Genomic DNA, 19,571 nt, shown 5'->3' on the forward strand with positions numbered 1-19,571 from the left:
CAGCATATGACAGAAAAACTGAATCGGCTTGCATCAATGGCCCGGATCTTATAGCGGAGGAAAACAAGCACCATGCGATCCGCGCGGCCCCGCCCTATTGGCAGCACGTTTTTTTATCCCGCCATTGTGGGATGGCCCGTATTTTCTTCTATTCGTGACAAGCAAACAGGGCTTTGTTATAATTAGGAGCAGGTCATAATATTGTGCGATAAGGAATTATGCCGCTTTGATTATTTTAGTGAAAGAAGGAATGCAAAATGAATGCTGGCATTATCGGTGTCGGAAAATATAATCCTGAAAAGGTTTTAACAAATGCAGACTTTGAAAAAATGATGGACACGTCGGATGAATGGATCCGGACGAGAACCGGGATTGAAGAACGGCGGATTGCAGCGGATGATATGGAGACTTCCGATATGGCATATGAAGCGGCTGTAAAAGCGGTGAAACATGCAGGCATTTCCGCGGAAGAGCTCGACTTAATCCTTGTTGCGACCGTGACGCCGGATCAGCCGTTTCCGACGGTCTCCAATATTTTGCAGGACCGCCTCGGCGCAAAAAAAGCTGCCGCGATGGATATCAGTGCGGCCTGTTCCGGTTTTATGTACGGGCTTGCGACGGCCAAGCAATTTATTGAGACGAAAACGTATAAATATGTTTTAATTGTAGGTGTTGAGAAATTATCCAAGATCACGAACTGGGAAGACCGCAGTACGGCGGTGCTGTTCGGCGACGGGGCGGGCGCAGCGGTTGTCGGCCCGGTATCGGAAGGCAGGGGCATCCTTGCTTTTGAACTCGGTTCGGACGGTTCAGGCGGAAAATATTTGTATGAAGATAAAAGTGGCCATCTTGTCATGAACGGTCGTGAAGTGTTTAAATTTGCCGTCCGCCAAATGGGCGAATCGAGCGTGCGCGTGATCGAAAAGGCCGGCGTCAGGAAGGAAGACATCGATTTCTTAATTCCGCACCAGGCCAATATCCGAATCATGGAATCTGCGCGGGAAAGGCTCGGCCTGCCGGTGGAAAAAATGTCGAAAACAATCCACAAATACGGGAATACTTCGGCGGCATCCATACCGATTTCATTGGTGGATGAACTGGAAGAAGGAAAGATCAAAGAGGATGACCTCATCCTGATGGTCGGCTTCGGCGGCGGACTGACCTGGGGAGCCGTACTGATCAGATGGGGAAGATAACACGCTTAAATGCAGCATACAGATTGTAAGAAACACGGTCTTCTTATACCAGGAAAAGGAGATGGCATAATGGAAAAAAGAAGAGTGGTTGTTACGGGAATCGGGGCTGTCACGCCGGTCGGAAATGACGCGCGGACAGCCTGGGAAACTGTGCTGGACGGGAAATCCGGCATCGGCCCGCTGACAAGGCTGGATGCGGATCAGTTTCCGGCAAAAGTGGCAGCTGAAGTGAGAGACTTTAACATCGAAGAATTTATTGAACGAAGAGAAGCCCGCAAAATGGACCGTTTTACCCATTATGCGGTTGCATCTGCACTGATGGCGGTAAAAGATGCCGGACTTACGATCAACGAACAAAACGCAACTCGTGTCGGCGTCTGGATCGGTTCCGGAATCGGCGGCATGGAAACATTCGAAAACCAGTTTGAAGTATTCCAAAAGCGCGGATACCGGCGTGTGAGCCCTTTCTTTGTACCGATGATGATTCCGGATATGGCAGCAGGCCAGGTTTCGATCATTCTTGGCGCAAAAGGGATTAACTCCTGCACCGTCACGGCGTGTGCAACGGGAACAAACTCAATCGGGGACGCCTTTAAAGCGATCCAGCGCGGCGATTGCGATGCTATGATTGCAGGCGGGACGGAAGCGCCGATTACAAGAATGTCGTTCGCGGGATTTTGTGCCAATACAGCGCTGTCCACCAATCCGGATCCGGAAACGGCAAGCCGCCCGTTTGATTTAAACCGGGACGGGTTTGTCATCGGCGAAGGCGCCGGCATTTTGGTGCTTGAAGACTTAGAACATGCTTTAAAACGCGGAGCCAAAATTTATGCGGAAGTGGTTGGCTACGGGTCAACCGGGGATGCCTACCATATTACTGCGCCTGCGCCTGGCGGGGAAGGCGGCGCGCGCTCGATGCAAATGGCGCTTGATGATGCTGGCCTTGCCCCGGATGAAATCGGCTATATTAATGCCCATGGGACAAGCACGCCGTATAATGATAAATACGAGACAATGGCGATTAAAGAGGTTTTCGGCGACCATGCTTACAAACTGGCCGTCAGCTCGACAAAATCGATGACAGGCCATCTGCTCGGGGCAGCAGGCAGCGTGGAAGCCATTTTTACTGTGCTTGCGATCAAAGAAGGCATTGTTCCGCCAACCATCAATATTCAAACGCCTGATCCGGAATGCGATTTGGACTATGTTCCGGATAAAGCGCGCAAACAGGAGCTGAACGCAGCGATCAGCAATTCGCTCGGTTTCGGCGGACACAACGCAACCCTTGCTTTTAAAAAATACGAAGCCTGATCCAAAAGGGGTATCCCGGTTAAAATGGGATACCCTTTTTGCATGGAAACGAAACCAAATATTGCGAAACGTTTTTCAAGGATCACGTGCTAGAAAAGCCGAGTCGCGAAAAGGGGATGGAACATCACATGCGGTTCCGATAACGTTTTGGCATGGGGATCAAAGGGTGCGGACAGACTCCCGTGCTGGCGGTTTCAAAAGTGTGATTTTTGCGGGCGGAAAGATGAATTTACAGGGGAAAAAACGCATTCCGGGATGTGCGGCAGTCTGCTCTGGCTTTTGAAAAATTTATTTTCTAAAATCCGGTCTTCCGCAATAAAATAAAGCAAACGGGAGGGGGAACCGGCGATGGGGATCATTCGGACGGATGTGTGGATGGAAGAAGCTTTCTCAAAACCGGAGCTGTTTTTAGAAACAATCAAACAGGGAAGGGAAGATCCGGAAGATTTTTATCGCTACTTGCAGCGTTTCGGCATGTACCGCCCTTCAAGGCAGGCAGAACAGATTTTTACTGCGTTGAAAAAAGCGGATGCCTGGGAGAAAATCGGGGAGTATCATGCAAAATACAAAAAGCTTTGGAACGGGCCAGATCCGGACATTTACATTTTTCCAGCCAGGAATGGAAACGGTTTCAACTTTGGCCGCAGCCGCGGAAAATCGGGCGTAACACTGCCGGGTGCCGTTTTTTTATTTCTTGCACCGGTTCGGGACCGGAAAGAATGGGAAGCGCTGTTTGTCCATGAATACCATCATGCGGCAAGAATGAGCAGGTTGAAAAAACCGCTGCGTGATTATACTTTGCTCGATTCCCTCGTGTTTGAAGGGCTTGCTGAACATGCCGTGCTCGAGTATGTCGGAGAAGAATATGTATCGGAAACATCAAAACGCTATTCCGAAAAACAGAAAAAACATGCGTGGCAACAGTTTTTCAAAAAAAATCTTGCAGCCGGAAAAGAAGAAAAAATTCATGATGACCTTCTTTTCGGCAGAAAATACGTCCCGCCGATGATGGGATATGCGCTCGGATACCATTTGATAGAGAAGTATAAAACGGCCCATTCTTTTTCTACAATAGCAAATCTCGGCCGCCGTTCCGAAATATTTGCAGAAGGAATGTTTACCAACCCGGCGGAATCCTGAATCCATAAAGTGCCAAAAAAAATACAAATATAATTTTAATTGAAAAAGCCATTGCGTTTCTTTTAGTTTTGTAATATTATCTAAACAATAGATTAATAAGATTTTAATCTATTTTCGATGTTTTCTACTTTTAAGAAGGGAGGTTTGCATATTGGAAAAACCGCTGCTTTTGCAAATTGAGGATTTGACTGTTTCTTTCCAAATCCAGGATACATACTATCCGGCAGTCGACCACGTCTCCTTAACCGTCAAAGAAAATGAAGTGGTGGCGATTGTCGGGGAATCCGGCTGCGGAAAAAGCGCCCTTGCCCTGGCCGTAATGGGGCTGCATCCGGAAGAAAAGACAAAAATTGAAGGACGCATTCTCTTTAACGGGCAGGATCTCGTGCCGCTCGGGGCAGGAAAACTGAATGAAATCCGCGGGGCGGAAATGGGCATTATTTTCCAGGATCCATTGACCGCGCTGAATCCGCTGATGACGGTCGGGCGGCAAATAGAGGAAAGCATGGATTACCATACCAGGCTATCCGGTTCCGAAAAGAAAAAGCGGACGCTTGAATTGTTAAACCGGGTCGGGATCCCTTATCCCGAAAGGACGTATAAGCAATACCCGCATGAGCTTTCCGGCGGTATGAGGCAGCGGGTGGTGATTGCCATTGCCATTGCCTGCCAGCCGTCGCTTGTTATTGCGGATGAACCGACAACAGCGCTCGATGTCACGATCCAGGCACAAATTATGGATTTGCTGAAAGATTTGCAGCGCCAGATGAAGACGGGCATTATTTTAATTACCCACGATCTTGGCGTCGTTGCTGAAATGGCCGACAGAGTGGCTGTCATGTATGCAGGCGAAATTGTCGAAATTGCGGATGTTACAACACTCTTCAAAAATCCGTTACATCCTTATACCCGTTCTTTGCTGAATTCAATCCCGTCCGCAACGGAATCGAAAGAAAGGCTGCATGTCATCCAGGGCATCGTTCCTTCACTGAAGAACCTGCCGCGCTCGGGATGCCGCTTTAAGTCAAGGATTGGCTGGATCAGCGACGCGGCGCATGAAGAAATTCCGGTTCTCCGCGAAGTGGAAAACGGCCACTGGGTGCGCTGTACCTGTTATAAACATTTTTATTTCCCGGACGAAAAGAACACGGAGACAGGGGATATGTATCATGCCACTTCTTAAGGTTGAAAATCTGAAAGTCTATTATCCGGTACGGGGCGGGTTTTTCCGCCGGGTGGTCGACCATGTAAAAGCGGTCCATGATATCAGTTTCGAACTGCAGCCTGGAGAAACGTACGGGCTTGTCGGGGAATCGGGCTGCGGCAAAACGACAACGGGCAGGACGATCGTCGGGCTTAACAGGGCAACTGAGGGCAAAATTGTGTTTGAAGGCACCGATTTGGCGCGGCTCAGCCGCAAGGAATTTCAACATTACCGGAAAGATATCCAAATGATCTTCCAGGATCCGTATTCTTCCCTGAATCCGAAAAAGCGCGTGGCGGATATTATTGCCGAACCGATTCGCAATTTTGAGAAACTGCCCCGCGAACAAGAGCGGGAAAAAGTCCGCGAAGTCATGGAAAAAGTCGGCCTGAGCCCGGACTCCATGTTTAAATACCCGCATGAATTTTCAGGCGGGCAGCGCCAGCGGATCGGAATTGCCCGGGCGCTGACATTGAACCCGAAACTGATTATTGCGGATGAGCCGGTCTCCGCCCTTGATGTTTCTGTCCAGGCCCAGGTGCTCAATTTTATGAAAGACATCCAAAAAGAATTCGGGCTCACCTACCTGTTTATCAGCCATGACCTTGGCATTATCCGTCATATGTGCGACCGGATCGGCATCATGTACCGGGGGCGTTTTGTGGAAGAAGGGACGAGCGATGAAATTTACGAGAATCCGCAACATATCTACACAAAACGGCTGCTGTCCGCGATTCCAAACGGAGATCCGGAAAAAAGAACAGCACAAAAACAGTATCGGGAAAAAATCAACAATGAATTCCGGCAGGCTTTCAGGGATTATTTTGACGAGGAAGGGAAGCCGTACCATCTCAAGCCGGTTTCGCCGACCCATTCCGTTGCACTGCCGTAAAGAGGGGGCACAGTTATGATTAAATTTATATTGCGCAGAATTCTCATCATGATCCCTCAATTAATTATTTTGAGTATTTTAATTTTCATGCTTGCAAAGGCCATGCCCGGCGATGCGCTGACCGGCCGGCTGGCGAGCAATCCGAAAATGGATGTCCAGACGCTCCATGAAATGAAAGACAAGTTGGGGCTGAATGATCCGGCTTATGTGCAGTACGCCCGCTGGGTGAAAAGTCTCTTCAAAGGCGATCTCGGCATCTCTTACATCCACCAGCAGCCTGTAACAGAACTGCTTGCCGGACGGTTATGGAACACGATTTTGCTGTCGGCGGTGATTCTGATCCTGACGTATTTGATCGCCATTCCGCTTGGGATCGTGGCCGGGAGATGGACGGATTCATGGGCGGATAAGCTGATAACCGGTTATAACTATCTCAGTTATGCAACCCCGTTGTTTATCTTTGCATTGATTATGCTGTTTGTGTTCGGTTTTGTCCTGTCATGGTTTCCGACAAGCGGCAGCGTCAATATCCAGGCCCGTGACGGCACGTTTGAATATTACATGAGCAAGGCTTACCATCTGATTTTGCCGGCCTTATCCGGATCCCTGCTCGCAACGGTGGGCACGATCCAGTATTTGCGGAATGAAATCATCGATACAAAAATCAAAGATTTTGTAAAAACAGCGCGGGCAAAAGGCGTGCCTGAGTCCAAAGTGTATACGCGCCATATTTTGAGAAACTCGCTTTTACCGATCGCCACTTTTTTCGGTTATGAGATTACCGGATTAATCGGCGGGTCCGTCATTTTGGAATCGATATTCGGTTATCCGGGGATCGGGCAGCTGTTTTTGCAATCCATTATGCAGCGCGATTACAGCGTGGTCACGGCGCTCGTGATGATTTCCGGCGTGGCGACTTTGTTCGGCACATTATTATCAGATATTATTTTAAGCGCTGTGGATCCGCGTATCCGGATTGAGTAACGGGGGGTGAGAGGATGAAAGCAGTCATTTCAACACAACAGCCCGCAACTGCCGAAACAGAAAAAAGCCCGTCCGGATTTTCGATTATCTGGCGGGAACTGATCAAAGATAAAATGGCCGTTATCTCCATGATCGTGCTGGGGCTGATTCTAGTTACAGTTTACGGCATGTCATTGATTTTAAACGAAAATGAGATTGTAAAGGTTGACCTTTTATCCATTTACGCTCCGCCCTCAGCTGAACACTGGCTCGGCACCGATTACGGCGGCCGGGATATATTCGGACAACTGATTATCGGTGCAAAAAATTCGTTTACAATCGGGCTTGCGATCACATTGATTACCGGTGCGATCGGGCTTGCGGTCGGATTAATTGCCGGTTACTTCGGCGGGATCATTGACAATATCATCATGAGAATCATTGACTTTATTCTTGTCCTACCGTTTCTCATGCTCATCATTGTCCTCGTGACAATCGTACCGAAATATAATGTGTTTTCTTTTATTCTCATTATGAGTGCATTCCTTTGGGTCGGAAAAGCGAGGTTGATTCGCTCCAAGACACTGGCGGAAAGGGAACTTGACTATGTCAGTGCTTCCAAGACGCTCGGCACGCCTGACTGGAAAATTATCCTTTTCCAGGTTCTGCCGAATTTGAGCTCGATTATTATCGTGAACTTGACGATTAACTTGGCAAGCAATATTGGCATTGAATCGAGCCTGACCTATCTCGGCTTCGGGTTGCCAGAAAGCACACCGAGCCTTGGGACTTTGGTTAGTTACGCCACAAACCCGGATGTGCTCCAGCATAAATGGTGGATTTGGTTACCTGCATCGCTCCTGATTCTGGTGATGATGCTGTGTATAAATTTTATCGGCCAGGCGTTAAAACGCGCAGCCGATGCAAGACAAAGACAAGGATAAAAAAGAGGGGGCTTAGCAATGAGGAAAAGAAAATGGTCAAGCGTATTCAGTTTGCTGGTGATGCTCGTATTGGTGCTGTCAGCCTGCAACAATTCACCGAGCAGCGGAAGCAAGGAAGACAAGGCAGTGAAAACGGAAGATTTAACAAGCAAGTTTCCGACTACCGTCAAAAACAACAAAAAAGCGATTGACGGCGGGATTTTGAATTACGGCATCGTTTCCGATACGCCGATTGAAGGCACATTCAACCTTGCTTTCTACCAAGGGACATATGACGCTGAAGTCATTCAGTTTATCGATGACTCGCTGTTAAAAACAGACAAGAACTATGAAATTACGAATGACGGTGCCGCCACGTACAAATTGTCCAATGACAACAAGACAATGACGATTAAAATCAAAGACAATGTCAACTGGTCTGATGGGAAGCCGGTAACCGCCGAAGACCTTGAATTTGCATACCTGGTCATCGGAAATAAAGACTATACCGGCGTGCGCTACGGTGATGCACTGTTCCAAAATATCGTCGGCATGGATGAATACCATAAAGGAAAAGCGAAAAATATTTCCGGTGTTAAAGTAATCGATGATAAAACAATTTCCATTACCTGGAAGAGCGCCAACCCTTCCGAAAAAACAGGCGTCTGGACAACACCGCTTCCGAAACATTACTTAAAAGATGTGCCGATCGCAAAAATGGCACAGTCGGACAAAATTCGGTTACATCCTTTAGGCTTCGGTCCGTTTAAAGTGAAAAAAGTAGTTCCGGGCGAGTCTGTTGAATTGGTCAGAAACGACCATTACTGGGCAGGGAAACCGAAATTGAAAGGTGTCGTCATCAAAGTGGTCAATCCGAAAGTGGTGTTACAAGCCTTGAAAAAAGGCGAGATCGATTATGCCGAATTCCCGGTAGACCAATATGAGGCCGCGAAAGGTGTGAAAAACTTCCAGCTGCTTGGCACGATCGATTTGGCTTACAGCTATATCGGATTTAAGCTCGGCCACTGGGATGCAAAGAAACAGGAAAACGTCATGGATAATCCGAAATTCCAAAATAAAAAATTGCGTCAGGCGATGGCATATGCGCTCGATAACAAGTCAGTTGGCGAAAAAATCTATCACGGTTTGCGTTTCCCGGCGACGACTTTAATTCCGCCATCTTTCCCGGAATGGCATGACAAGTCCGCAAAAGGGTACACGTATGATCCGAAAAAAGCAAAGAAACTGCTTGATGAAGCCGGTTATAAAGATGTCGACAAAGACGGATACCGTGAAGATCCGAACGGCAAAAAATTCGTCATTAATTTCCTTTCCATGAGCGGCGGGGATACGGCCGAGCCGCTGGCAAAATTCTATATACAATGCTGGAAAGATGTCGGCTTAAATGTCAAACTTGTTAACGGTCGACTTGCCGAGTTCAACTCTTTCTATGATATGGTGGAAAAGGATGACCCGAAAGTGGATATCTATTCGGGCGCTTGGGGAACCGGTACCGATGTGGACCCGTACGGCTTATACGGACGGAACGTTATGTTTAACTACACCCGCTTTGTCAGCAAGAAAAATGATGAACTGTTGGAAAAAGGGCATTCTCCCCAAGCCTTTGACACAGCATACCGCAAAAAGGTTTACAATGAATGGCAGGAGTATATGAAAGAAGAAGCGGCAGTCATCCCGACCGTTTACCGTTATCAATTGTATGCAGTAAACAACCGCGTGAAAAATTTGGCTGTATATCCGACTACAGACTGGTATAAGGTAAGTGTCACATCCGAAAAAGCGGATTCCCAGGAATAATCCATAAAGGCCCTGTCTTTGGCAGGGCCTTTTCCCTTTCCGGCTTGTCGGGATCGGGAGAGCAGAGCGTCTTTTTAAAGCAGAGCCTTTATCCTTTGCGACTCACTGAGATTGGGAGAGCAGGGTATCTTTTTAAAGCAGAGCCTTTATCCTTTCCGACTCACCGGGGGAGGGAGAGCAGAGCGTCTTTTTAAAGCAGAGCCTTTATCCTTTGCGACTCACCGAGATTGGGAGAGCAGGGTGTCTTTTTAAAGCAGAGCCTTTATCCTTTCCGACTCGCCGGGGGTGGGAAAACGAAGCGTCTTTTAAAGCAGGCCTTCTTCCTTTTCGACGTGGTGGGATTGGGGTTCTTCTTTTTACAAGCGAAGTGCAATCTTTATTTTCTACACAGCGGAATCCGGAAAAGAAGGAATAATTTAACTGCCCCCTGCCTATACTGAATGACAAACAGAGTATACGGGGGGTTATCCATGCTGTATCTTCACGATATATGGGTCAACTGGTTCGAGGGGGAGGAAAACAGTTATAATGTCTGCCCATTCCATGAGTGGCGGAGGGACGATGTGATTGAACTGCTGGACCAGGTGCCGCTTTTATTTGTGGACACGCTTTTATACGAGTACATTGAAAACGATTTGGCTGAACTGCCGCAAACTTTGCTGAATGATGTTTTCCAGAAGGCGGTTTTGCGCAAAAACCATGAACGAATCCAGCTGGAATATTGTTTTGTCGTGACGGATGGAAAAGGGATTTTGGCGGTGGATACGATCGGCTATACGCTGCCGATCCGCAAAAGCCGGCTGATTCCGAGGCAGGAACAGCTTGTCTATGAAATGATCGAAGGGCATGAACCGGTGTCCTATCCGTTTGAAAACCGCAGCAATCCGAAAGAACATCATATTTTATCCCCGTCGCCGGAATGCATGCAGGGGCTGACAAGAAGGGAACGACAATTAAAGCAGCTGTTATTTATGGCGCTCGACCAGCTCTATTCCTCGAAAAATACGGCGGAAGTGCGGTACTGGTATACAGAGTGGTGCCCGGAGCAGTATGAACACATCCAGTTTATGCCTTTTGAAGATGCGTGGGAGCGGCTTTATGCAGAAACAAAAACAGGCTGGTCCAAAAAGCATGAACAGTTGTGCGAAAATATGATCAAAGGGCAGCCTTTTTTTGAAAAACTATGGGAACTGGAACACAATGAAAAAAGCGAACTGATGTAAAAACGAGTTGCGAAACCTCCGCAACTCGTTTTTTTCTTAATGGCGTTTTTTTCTGCCCAATCCCATCGCATTTTCCATTTTCCTCAGCATATTTCCGGCTACAATACTGGCTTTTTCCGCGCCTTCATCTAAAATCCGGTCCAGTTCCTCCGATTCAATCAGTTCATAATACCGTTTTTGAATCGGGGCAAGCCCTTCATTCACTACATCAACGAGATCCGCTTTAAACGCTCCATAGCCGACGCCGTCATATTTCCGTTCCAGCTCTTCAATGGTCAAGCTGCTGAAGTTGGAATAGATGTCGAGCAAATTGGAAATGCCCGGTTTCCGCTCTTTGTCGTATTTGACCACGCCTTCTGAGTCTGTAACCGCGCTTTTAATCTTTTTGTCGACCAGTTTCGGGTCATCAAGCAGCGAGATAAATGCTTTTTTATTCGGATCGGATTTGCTCATTTTTTTCGTCGGGTCCTGCAGCGACATAATCCTTGCTCCGGAATTGGAAAGCTTAATGTCCGGCAGCGTAAAAATTTCGAGGTAACGTTTATTGAACCTTTCCGCCAAATCCCTTGTCAGCTCGAGATGCTGTTTCTGGTCCTCACCGACCGGCACAAGATCCGTGCTATACAGTAGAATATCAGCGGCCATGAGCGGCGGGTATGTGAGAAGCCCGGCCGATACGCTTTCTTTCCCTGCAGATTTGTCTTTAAACTGCGTCATTCTTTCCAACTCGCCGACATAGGCAACGCATTGCAGCATCCATCCGGCCTGGGCGTGCGCCGGCACTTCCGACTGGATAAAGAGCGTCGCTTTGTTCGGGTCAATGCCGACTGCCAGATAAAAAGCGGCAAGGCTCCTGATGTTTTTGCGGAGTTCAAGGCGGTCTTGCGGGACGGTAATGGCGTGCTCGTCAGCAATGCAAAAATAGCAATTAAAGCTGTTCTGCAATTCCACAAACTGCTTCATTGACCCAAGATAGTTCCCGATGTGGATCGTTCCACTCGGCTGAATAGCTGAAAAAATCGTCCTCATTTTTTCTTCCTCCTAAAGCATGGATATTTTTCCAGAAAAATAAAAAACCCATTCATCCAAAATTAGGGACGAATGGGATAAATCCGCGGTGCCACCCTAAGTGCCCGGCAATACGGGCCGCTTAGTTCCAATACCATTGGAGCCTCGTTAACGCAAGGCGTACGCCGGAAACTAATGAGGCGGCCGCCCGTTCATCTCCGGAGCTCGAAAGCCCATTCCACCTGCAGGCATGTTTGTTTCCACCAGCCACAAACTCTCTGAAAAGCCATAAACAGATGTACTCTTCTTTCTCATCGCTTCTATATACCAGTATCATTATAATGAAAAGATGGAAAAATGTCAAAAATTGCTGTCCGCCAAGGCCCGCTTGTATGCAGGATTCCGCCTTTGCCTGATCGTTTTAAACGGCCAGCATTTCAGGACGAACTTTGCAGAAAAAGGGCAATGGCCATCATTACCATCATGAACACCCCGGTGAGAAAAGGCATGGAAACACGCAAGGTAATCAGCTTCGACAGCGGGCGGACGTCCTCCTCGTTAAATTTGGAAGACATTCTTTGAAACCCGTAAATAAACGCATCAAAAAAACCGGTTCGCGCCATCAAAACCGACGCGGCAAAAAGAATCAACAGTGCCCCGATCGTAAATGAAGTATTAATATAGCTAAGCAAATCGATCCGCTTATACACCAAAAAAGAAAAAAACAAAACAAGCAACTGGGAGGCCAGCAACCAGCAGACAAGCTTTTTGAACATACGCTCACCTACAAAATGATTTTCATTCATTATACAGGAACAAAAGAAAAGATGAAATAGCGGAAAATCTAAACCTAAATTAAAGTTAAATTAAATTTATTAAAATTAATGAAAAAATTATAAATACAACGGAACGCGGAAGTTAAGCGTTTGTTAACGCTTTCAAACAAAAAACATTGTTAAAAAACCTACCAAAGTTTATTCATTTTAATAGTTTTATTTAAAATTTTTTCAACCATTTGTAAGGGGTTACAATATTGAGATGACAATATCTTTTTGGTTTATTACTCCTTTTACGTAATTAAAAAAGATTAAAAAAACATGTACAAGAAAGTGAAATGTTAGTATAATTAAATTCGAAAAGTCGCTCGCTTTTCAGAAAAATAAAAAAAGGGTGGTTAGCTGATGAAGAAGTCAAAATTTTATGTGTTTATGACGCTGACTTTTGCCCTGTCGCTCGTCCTCGGCGCATGCGGCGGCGGAAGCAAAAACAGCAGTTCAGGCTCAAGCGGCGGTTCATCCAAAACCAAGCAAGTGCTGAATATGGATGAGACGGCTGAACTTCCGACAGGGGATCCGACACTTGCAACGGATGTCGCAAGTTTTACCGTTTTCGGTAGTACAATGGAAGGCCTTTATGTCGTTGGGAAAAACGATGAACTGAAGCTCGGGATTGCGAAAGCAGAACCGACAGTCAGCAAAGACGGCAAAACGTATACGTTTAAGCTCCGTGAAGACGCGAAATGGTCAAACGGCGATCCGGTTACGGCAAAAGACTTTGTTTACTCCTGGCAAAGGGCCGTGAATCCGAAGACAGGCTCACAATATGCCTATATTTTCGGAGGTGTCATTAAAAACGCCTCAGATATCATTGCCGGCAAAAAAGATCCAAGCACTTTAGGGGTAAAAGCGATTGATGACCACACATTGCAAGTCCAGCTTGAAAAACCGGTCCCTTACTTAAAATCATTGCTGGCTTTCGGCACGTATCTGCCGCTCAACCAAAAATTTGTTGAGTCAAAAGGCAGCAAGTTCGGGACAAATAGCGACAATATGTTGTTCAACGGCCCGTTCGTGTTGAAAGACTGGAACGGCACAGGCCTGACATGGAAATACGTGAAAAACCCGAATTACTATGACAAGAAACATGTGAAACTGAAACAGATCAATGTCCAGGTTGTGAAATCGCCAAGTACCGGGGTCAACTTGTACAATACGGGCAAAATCGACCGGACTGTTTTGAATGCTGAATACGCGAAACAATATAAAAACAACAAAGATGCGATGACAGTTCCGGAAGCTTCTGTTTTCTACTTCAAATACAATGAAGTCAGAAACGGAAAGAAAACCGCTCTGGCAAACAAAAATATCCGGATGGCGCTTTCAATGGCTTATGATAGAAAAGCATTTGTTAATACAGTGCTATCTAACGGGTCTTTCCCTGCAAACGGCTTAGTACCAAAAGACTTTGCAAAAGATCCGAAAAATGGCAAAGATTTCCGTACGGAATCCGGTTCTTACCTCCAGTATGATCCTGCAGAGGCAAAGAAATATTGGGAAAAGGGCTTGAAAGAATTAGGTACAAAATCATTGTCATTTGAAATTTTATCTGATGATACCGATACGGCTAAATCAACACTGGAATTCATGCAGAACCAGCTTGAAAAGAACTTGCCTGGTTTAAAAGTGACATTGAAAAATGTACCGTTTAAAAACCGCCTGCAGTTGGATACCAACCAGGACTACGATATTCAAGTTGCAGCATGGGGACCGGACTATAAAGACCCGATGACATTCCTCGACTTGTTTGTCACAAACGGGGATAACAACAATTCCGGCTATTCGAATAAAGAATACGATAAGCTGATTGATGAAGCGAAGAACAAATACGGCAATGATCCGGAAAAACGTTGGCAAATCATGCTGCAAGCTGAAAAAATCCTGATGGACGATGCGGCGATCGGCCCGATTTATCAACGTGCTACATTACGCCTTGTTAAACCGTATGTAAAAGGGATCGAGTACCATACATTCGGGCCGGATTACACATTTAAAGATGCATATGTTCAAAAGTAAGAAAACTGCATGACTTCAATTAAAAAGGTAAAAGAGAGTATTTTCTTTCCGAAATACTCTCTTTTCACCGTTAAGCGGATTTTTATGCGAAAAATTTAAACATTCCTTTTCTTTGGGAGGTGTCACGTGTGACGAAGTATATTGTGCAAAGGATTATTTATTTGTGCATTACCTTATTTATTATTGCTTCTTTTACGTTTTTCCTGATGAAATTTTTGCCGGGGACCCCGTTCCGGAACCAGCAAAAATTGTCAACGGAGCAGGTTCAAATCCTGAACCAGAAATACGGGCTGAATGAATCTATGCCTGTCCAGTATAAAAACTATATGGTGAATTTGCTGAAAGGGGATCTCGGTGTTTCTTTCCAGTTTGACAACCAGCCGGTTGCACAGCTGATTGCGGATAGGATGGAGCCGTCCTTGCAGTTGGGGATTCAGGCCATGATTGTCGGCACGTTAATTGGCATATTACTAGGCGTACTGGCGGCAATGTTTCAAAACACATGGATTGACTACGGAAGCACATTTCTTTCGGTCCTCGGTATATCCATTCCCTCGTTTGTATTTGCCGCAGTCCTGCAATATGTGATAGGCGCGAAACTGCAATGGCTGCCGGTTGCAGCTTGGGATGGGTTCGCCTCTTCGATCTTGCCCACGATTGCGCTCGCTATTTTTCCGGTTGCCACAGCTGCACGGTTTATGAGAACGGAGCTGATTGAAGTGTTCGGTTCCGATTACATTACGCTGGCGAGAGCAAAAGGGAATTCTTACGGGCAAATCGCCTTTAAGCACGCGATCCGGAACGCGCTGATTCCGCTTATTACGGTGCTTGGGCCGCTTGCCGTTAACTTGATGACCGGATCGATGGTTGTGGAACAAATTTTTGCTGTTCCCGGGATTGGCGAACAATTTGTTAAATCCATTCAAATGAATGATTACCCGATTATTATGGGGACAACCCTCTTTTTCTCATTCCTGTTAGTTTTGATTACATTAGTTGTCGACATTTTATACGGTGTCATTGACCCGAGAATTCGATTGGCCGGGGGGAATAAATCATGAACAACAACATAGAGGCATTGCCGAAAGAATTATTTGAACCCGCAGCCCCGGATCGTGAACAAAGTGAATTGATTGCCAAACCGCAACTGTCCTTTATGCAGGATGCATGGATGCGGATCCGCAAAAACAAAGGTGCGGTTGTCAGTTTGTTTGTGATTGTAATTTTAATTTTGATGGCGATCATTGGGCCGCATCTTTCCAAATCGGGTCCGTACGCGCAAGATACATCCAGGGCGAATTTGCCGCCAAGAATTCCTGTGATTGAAAAGCTCGGCATTTTTGACGGATCCCAGACGGTTGGCGGGCAAAAAGTGAACATGTATGAACAGAACCATATTCAAACGTATTACTGGTTCGGCACGGATGCTCTCGGCCGCGACTTGTTTGCAAGGGCATGGCAGGGGACGAGAATTTCCTTATATATCGCCTTCCTTGCGGCGTTGATCGATATGATCATCGGCGTTTCTTACGGCCTCATATCCGGATATAAAGGCGGGCAGGTCGATAACGTGATGCAGCGGATTATTGAAGTTTTGTCCGGCATCCCGAACTTGATTGTCGTTATCTTAATGCTGCTGATTTTCAAACCGGGGATCCTTTCCATCACGATTGCCATGGTGATCACCGGCTGGCTGAATATGGCGCGGGTCGTCCGCGGCCAGGTGTTAAAGCTGAAAAATATGGAGTACGTATTGGCAGCAAAGACACTTGGCGCTTCGAACATGCGGATTTTATTTAAACATCTGCTCCCGAATTTAACCGGGGTGATTATTATCAATACAATGTTCACCATTCCAAGTGCGATTTTCTTCGAAGCCTTTTTAAGTTTCATCGGGATCGGGCTCCAGTCCCCGGCTGCATCGCTTGGGACATTGATTGAAGACGGTTATAAGACATTCCAGTTCCTGCCGTATTTGATGGCAGTGCCGGGCACGATTATTTGTCTGCTGCTCGTTGCCTTCAACCTGCTGGCTGACGGTTTGCGTGATGCATTTGACCCGAAAATGCGCGATTAAGAAATGAGGTGAAGCCGAATGGAAAAGATTTTGCAAGTGAAAGACCTGAATATATCCTTTCACACTTTTGCCGGTGAAGTAAAAGCGATCCGCGGTGTGAGTTTTGATTTATATAAAGGGGAAACATTGGCCATCGTAGGGGAATCCGGTTCAGGGAAATCGGTGACGACGAAATCGATTATGCGGCTGTTGCCCCCGAACAATTCGGAAATCAAGTCGGGGCAAATCCTGTTCGGCGACGTCGACATTGCCAAAGTGTCAGAAAGAAAGATGCAGTCGATCCGCGGGAAAGAGATTTCGATGATTTTCCAGGATCCGATGACTTCTTTAAATCCGACCATGACAATCGGGAAGCAGATTATGGAGCCGCTTTTGAAACACCAGAAAATGCATAAAAATGAAGCGAAAAAACGCGCAATCGAACTGTTAAAACTGGTCGGCATCCCGAATGCGGAGATCCGTATCAAACAGTATCCCCACCAGTTTTCCGGCGGGATGCGGCAAAGGGTCGTCATTGCCATTGCCTTGGCGTGCAACCCGAAAATTTTAATTGCGGATGAACCGACAACGGCGCTTGATGTTACGATTCAGGCGCAAATTCTGGAACTGATGAAAAAACTGCAGTCCAAAATTGATACCTCCATTATTTTTATTACGCACGATTTGGGCGTGGTTGCCAATGTGGCAGACCGTGTTGCCGTCATGTACGGCGGGAAAATTGTCGAAATCGGAACAGTGGATGAAATTTTTTATAATCCAAAACATCCGTATACATGGGGGCTGATTAGTTCGATGCCGAGCCTCGATGTCAGGGATGAAGAACTGTACGCGATACCGGGCACCCCTCCGGATTTATTGAACCCTCCAAAAGGGGATGCCTTTGCGCCGCGCAATCCGTACGCACTTAAAATCGATTTGGAGCAGGAGCCGCCGATGTTTAAAGTGTCGGATACGCATTATGCCGCAACATGGCTTCTGCATCCGGACGCCCCAAAAGTGGAGCCGCCGGAAGCCGTGAAAAAGCGGATGTACAAGTTTAAAGGGAACGTGCGCCCGGTACCGGCTGAGGAGGGGAAGTAAAGTGGCAGTGAAAGAAAAACTGATCGAAGTCAAACATTTAAAACAATATTTCAATGTTGGAAGGGCAAATGAAGTCCGTGCTGTCGATGATCTCACATTTGATATTTACAAAGGCGAAACCCTCGGGCTTGTCGGCGAATCCGGCTGCGGCAAATCGACAACCGGGCGGACGATTATCCGCCTTTACAATGCAACGGCAGGGGAAGTTTTGTATGGCGGCAAAAATGTCCATGACAAAATGTCCCATAAAGAGCTGAAACAGTTCCGCCGGAAAATGCAAATGATTTTCCAGGATCCGTATGCTTCGCTCAATCCGCGCTTGAAAGTGGCCGATGTCATTGCGGAAGGAATTGATATCCACGGGCTTGCAAAATCAAATGAAGAACGGATGCACCGGGTTTATGAACTGCTGGAAACGGTCGGCTTAAGCAAAGAACACGCCAACCGTTATCCGCACGAATTCTCGGGCGGGCAGCGGCAGCGGATCGGGATCGCCAGGGCACTTGCGGTCGATCCTGAATTTATTATTGCTGACGAACCGATTTCAGCGCTGGACGTCTCAATTCAGGCGCAAGTTGTGAACCTGTTGAAAAAACTGCAGAAAGAACATCATTTAACGTATCTGTTCATTGCCCACGATTTGTCGATGGTGAAATATATCAGCGACCGGATCGGCGTCATGTATTTCGGCAAGCTTGTGGAACTGGCCGATGCCGATGATTTGTATAACCATCCGCTTCATCCGTACACGCAGTCCTTGCTATCCGCCATCCCGCTTCCGGACCCTGACTATGAACGGACACGGCAACGGAAAATTTACGACCCGTCCGTCCATCAATATAAGGAAGGCGAAGAAGTAAAAATGCGCGAAGTGGCGCCGCACCATTTTGTCTACTGTTCGGAAAGGGAACTCGAGCAGTACAAAAAAGCTTATAATGGCTGACCATTCTCAAGTGGGAAGAAGAACGCATGCCGGTTGAAGTGCGTTCTTCTTTTCGCTTTTTTATAAAAAAATGAAGAATAAGGGTTTAAATAGAGAGAATTGGGGAAAAAGAAGACTATTAAACCGGGGAAAAATACAACAAACTATTTTTCAAAAAAATATATTCAATAACGCGGATATAGTGTATAATACATAATAGAGATTGTTTGATTAAACTTATTTTAATGTGAGAATCAAATGGGAATCCAAATATAAAAATTTAGGAGTGTGAATGCTAGATGGTCACATTATACACTTCACCAAGTTGCACATCATGCAGAAAAGCAAGAAATTGGCTTGAAGAAAACCATATTGAGTATAAAGAGCGCAACATTTTTTCTGAACCGCTTTCACTGGATGAAATTAAAGGGATATTGCGGATGACGGAAGACGGGACGGACGAAATTATTTCCACCCGTTCGAAAACATTCCAAAAATTAAACGTTGATCTGGATGCCCTGCCGCTGCAGGAATTATACACTTTGATCCAGCAAAACCCCGGTTTATTAAGACGGCCGATTATCGTGGACGAAAAACGGCTGCAGGTCGGCTATAACGAAGATGAAATCCGCCGCTTCCTGCCGCGGAAAGTGCGGACATTCCAGCTCAGGGAAGCACAAAGGCTTGTGAATTGACAACTTTTATCATTTCTTTTGCCGGATGCCTTTCATCCGAAAGCGTAAACCGGCAAATCACCTCCCAGGTTCCGGCCCGGGAGGTTTTCTTCACCTTTTTGTCATAAAATTGTCAAATAATGAATATGTATTTAGAAAATTTTGTCTTGAATTTCTGCAGCAAATCGGATACAATACAAAAAAGATGCAAATGATCTTTTTTTGCCGGATGTTTAAGAAATGGGCCGGCGTGGAATTTTAAAAAGGAAAGTTTTTTTATTTCCATTT

At 46.4% G+C, this 19,571-nt stretch carries 17 protein-coding genes and 1 other annotated feature; of the genes, 15 read left to right on the plus strand and 2 right to left on the minus strand.

The features are described 5' to 3' along the window. The first annotated feature begins 257 nt into the window (after positions 1–257). The 9 genes from NST70_RS04665 to NST70_RS04705 all read left to right on the plus strand — a co-directional run bounded on the left by NST70_RS04665 (position 258) and on the right by NST70_RS04705 (position 10,670). Positions 258–1,196, plus strand: a complete 939-nt coding sequence (locus tag NST70_RS04665) for a beta-ketoacyl-ACP synthase III (RefSeq protein ID WP_026683757.1) — start codon at positions 258–260, stop codon at positions 1,194–1,196. Positions 1,197–1,265: 69 nt separating this feature from the next. Beyond that, positions 1,266–2,507 (plus strand): beta-ketoacyl-ACP synthase II, encoded by a 1,242-nt coding sequence (gene fabF / locus NST70_RS04670; RefSeq protein WP_026683758.1) that lies wholly within the window; start codon positions 1,266–1,268, stop codon positions 2,505–2,507. Positions 2,508–2,855: 348 nt separating this feature from the next. Then, positions 2,856–3,647: a DUF2268 domain-containing putative Zn-dependent protease gene (locus NST70_RS04675; RefSeq protein ID WP_035189794.1), complete on the plus strand. Its 792-nt coding sequence runs from the start codon at positions 2,856–2,858 to the stop codon at positions 3,645–3,647. A gap of 151 nt (positions 3,648–3,798) precedes the next feature. Then, positions 3,799–4,830: an ABC transporter ATP-binding protein gene (locus NST70_RS04680; protein ID WP_035189791.1), complete on the plus strand. Its 1,032-nt coding sequence runs from the start codon at positions 3,799–3,801 to the stop codon at positions 4,828–4,830. Then, complete coding sequence (locus NST70_RS04685) at positions 4,817–5,743, plus strand: ATP-binding cassette domain-containing protein (protein WP_013858777.1); 927 nt, start codon at positions 4,817–4,819, stop codon at positions 5,741–5,743. Before NST70_RS04680 ends, NST70_RS04685 begins: the two co-directional genes overlap by 14 nt. A gap of 15 nt (positions 5,744–5,758) precedes the next feature. Continuing rightward, entirely contained in the window at positions 5,759–6,727 is a 969-nt protein-coding gene (opp4B, locus tag NST70_RS04690; protein ID WP_035189790.1) for an oligopeptide ABC transporter permease, read from the plus strand. Between the two features lie 14 nt (positions 6,728–6,741). Then, on the plus strand, positions 6,742–7,650 hold the full coding sequence (locus NST70_RS04695; protein WP_017551883.1) for an ABC transporter permease: 909 nt from the start codon (positions 6,742–6,744) through the stop codon (positions 7,648–7,650). A gap of 18 nt (positions 7,651–7,668) precedes the next feature. Continuing rightward, the gene (opp4A, locus tag NST70_RS04700) at positions 7,669–9,447 is read left to right on the plus strand and encodes an oligopeptide ABC transporter substrate-binding protein (RefSeq protein WP_326244217.1); all 1,779 of its coding nucleotides are present in this window, start codon (positions 7,669–7,671) and stop codon (positions 9,445–9,447) included. 470 nt (positions 9,448–9,917) lie between these two features. Then, the gene (locus NST70_RS04705; RefSeq protein ID WP_014095736.1) at positions 9,918–10,670 is read left to right on the plus strand and encodes a YjbA family protein; all 753 of its coding nucleotides are present in this window, start codon (positions 9,918–9,920) and stop codon (positions 10,668–10,670) included. A gap of 36 nt (positions 10,671–10,706) precedes the next feature. Here the strand turns inward: NST70_RS04705 and trpS are convergent, their stop codons facing one another. Next, entirely contained in the window at positions 10,707–11,699 is a 993-nt protein-coding gene (gene trpS / locus NST70_RS04710) for a tryptophan--tRNA ligase (protein ID WP_342475860.1), read from the minus strand. Positions 11,700–11,760: 61 nt separating this feature from the next. Continuing rightward, positions 11,761–12,002 (minus strand) — a binding site (T-box leader). Positions 12,003–12,115: 113 nt separating this feature from the next. Next, positions 12,116–12,454, minus strand: a complete 339-nt coding sequence (locus NST70_RS04715) for a DUF3899 domain-containing protein (RefSeq protein ID WP_342475861.1) — start codon at positions 12,452–12,454, stop codon at positions 12,116–12,118. A gap of 405 nt (positions 12,455–12,859) precedes the next feature. Here NST70_RS04715 and NST70_RS04720 point away from each other — a divergent pair, with 405 nt between their 5' ends. The 6 genes from NST70_RS04720 to spxA all read left to right on the plus strand — a co-directional run bounded on the left by NST70_RS04720 (position 12,860) and on the right by spxA (position 19,304). Then, positions 12,860–14,530, plus strand: a complete 1,671-nt coding sequence (locus NST70_RS04720; RefSeq protein ID WP_061577838.1) for a peptide ABC transporter substrate-binding protein — start codon at positions 12,860–12,862, stop codon at positions 14,528–14,530. A 128-nt stretch (positions 14,531–14,658) separates the two neighbouring features. Continuing rightward, complete coding sequence (gene opp3b, locus NST70_RS04725; protein ID WP_035189781.1) at positions 14,659–15,591, plus strand: oligopeptide ABC transporter permease; 933 nt, start codon at positions 14,659–14,661, stop codon at positions 15,589–15,591. After that, entirely contained in the window at positions 15,588–16,607 is a 1,020-nt protein-coding gene (gene opp3C / locus NST70_RS04730) for an oligopeptide ABC transporter permease (RefSeq protein WP_035189779.1), read from the plus strand. The genes opp3b and opp3C overlap by 4 nt, the downstream gene beginning before the upstream one ends. 18 nt (positions 16,608–16,625) lie before the next feature. Then, on the plus strand, positions 16,626–17,687 hold the full coding sequence (locus NST70_RS04735; RefSeq protein ID WP_061575846.1) for an ABC transporter ATP-binding protein: 1,062 nt from the start codon (positions 16,626–16,628) through the stop codon (positions 17,685–17,687). 1 nt (position 17,688) lies between these two features. Continuing rightward, positions 17,689–18,630, plus strand: a complete 942-nt coding sequence (locus NST70_RS04740; protein WP_029141810.1) for an ATP-binding cassette domain-containing protein — start codon at positions 17,689–17,691, stop codon at positions 18,628–18,630. Positions 18,631–18,908: 278 nt separating this feature from the next. Next, entirely contained in the window at positions 18,909–19,304 is a 396-nt protein-coding gene (gene spxA, locus NST70_RS04745; RefSeq protein ID WP_013858789.1) for a transcriptional regulator SpxA, read from the plus strand. Positions 19,305–19,571: the final 267 nt, after the last annotated feature.

Origin of the sequence: Weizmannia sp. FSL K6-0777, from assembly GCF_038593185.1 — a bacterium.
GTDB classification, from domain to species: Bacteria; Bacillota; Bacilli; order Bacillales; family Bacillaceae_C; genus Weizmannia; species Weizmannia faecalis.

Excerpts from the sequence above, each read along its gene's own strand:
- NST70_RS04665 (WP_026683757.1), top strand. The coding sequence starts at position 258 with ATGAATGCTGGCATTATCGGTGTCGGAAAATATAATCCTGAAAAGGTT.
- fabF (WP_026683758.1), top strand. The coding sequence starts at position 1,266 with ATGGAAAAAAGAAGAGTGGTTGTTACGGGAATCGGGGCTGTCACGCCG.
- NST70_RS04675 (WP_035189794.1), top strand. The coding sequence starts at position 2,856 with ATGGGGATCATTCGGACGGATGTGTGGATGGAAGAAGCTTTCTCAAAA.
- NST70_RS04685 (WP_013858777.1), top strand. The coding sequence starts at position 4,817 with ATGCCACTTCTTAAGGTTGAAAATCTGAAAGTCTATTATCCGGTACGG.
- opp4B (WP_035189790.1), top strand. The coding sequence starts at position 5,759 with ATGATTAAATTTATATTGCGCAGAATTCTCATCATGATCCCTCAATTA.
- NST70_RS04695 (WP_017551883.1), top strand. The coding sequence starts at position 6,742 with ATGAAAGCAGTCATTTCAACACAACAGCCCGCAACTGCCGAAACAGAA.
- opp4A (WP_326244217.1), top strand. The coding sequence starts at position 7,669 with ATGAGGAAAAGAAAATGGTCAAGCGTATTCAGTTTGCTGGTGATGCTC.
- NST70_RS04705 (WP_014095736.1), top strand. The coding sequence starts at position 9,918 with ATGCTGTATCTTCACGATATATGGGTCAACTGGTTCGAGGGGGAGGAA.
- trpS (WP_342475860.1), bottom strand. The coding sequence starts at position 11,699 with ATGAGGACGATTTTTTCAGCTATTCAGCCGAGTGGAACGATCCACATC.
- NST70_RS04715 (WP_342475861.1), bottom strand. The coding sequence starts at position 12,454 with ATGTTCAAAAAGCTTGTCTGCTGGTTGCTGGCCTCCCAGTTGCTTGTT.
- NST70_RS04720 (WP_061577838.1), top strand. The coding sequence starts at position 12,860 with ATGAAGAAGTCAAAATTTTATGTGTTTATGACGCTGACTTTTGCCCTG.
- opp3C (WP_035189779.1), top strand. The coding sequence starts at position 15,588 with ATGAACAACAACATAGAGGCATTGCCGAAAGAATTATTTGAACCCGCA.
- NST70_RS04735 (WP_061575846.1), top strand. The coding sequence starts at position 16,626 with ATGGAAAAGATTTTGCAAGTGAAAGACCTGAATATATCCTTTCACACT.
- spxA (WP_013858789.1), top strand. The coding sequence starts at position 18,909 with ATGGTCACATTATACACTTCACCAAGTTGCACATCATGCAGAAAAGCA.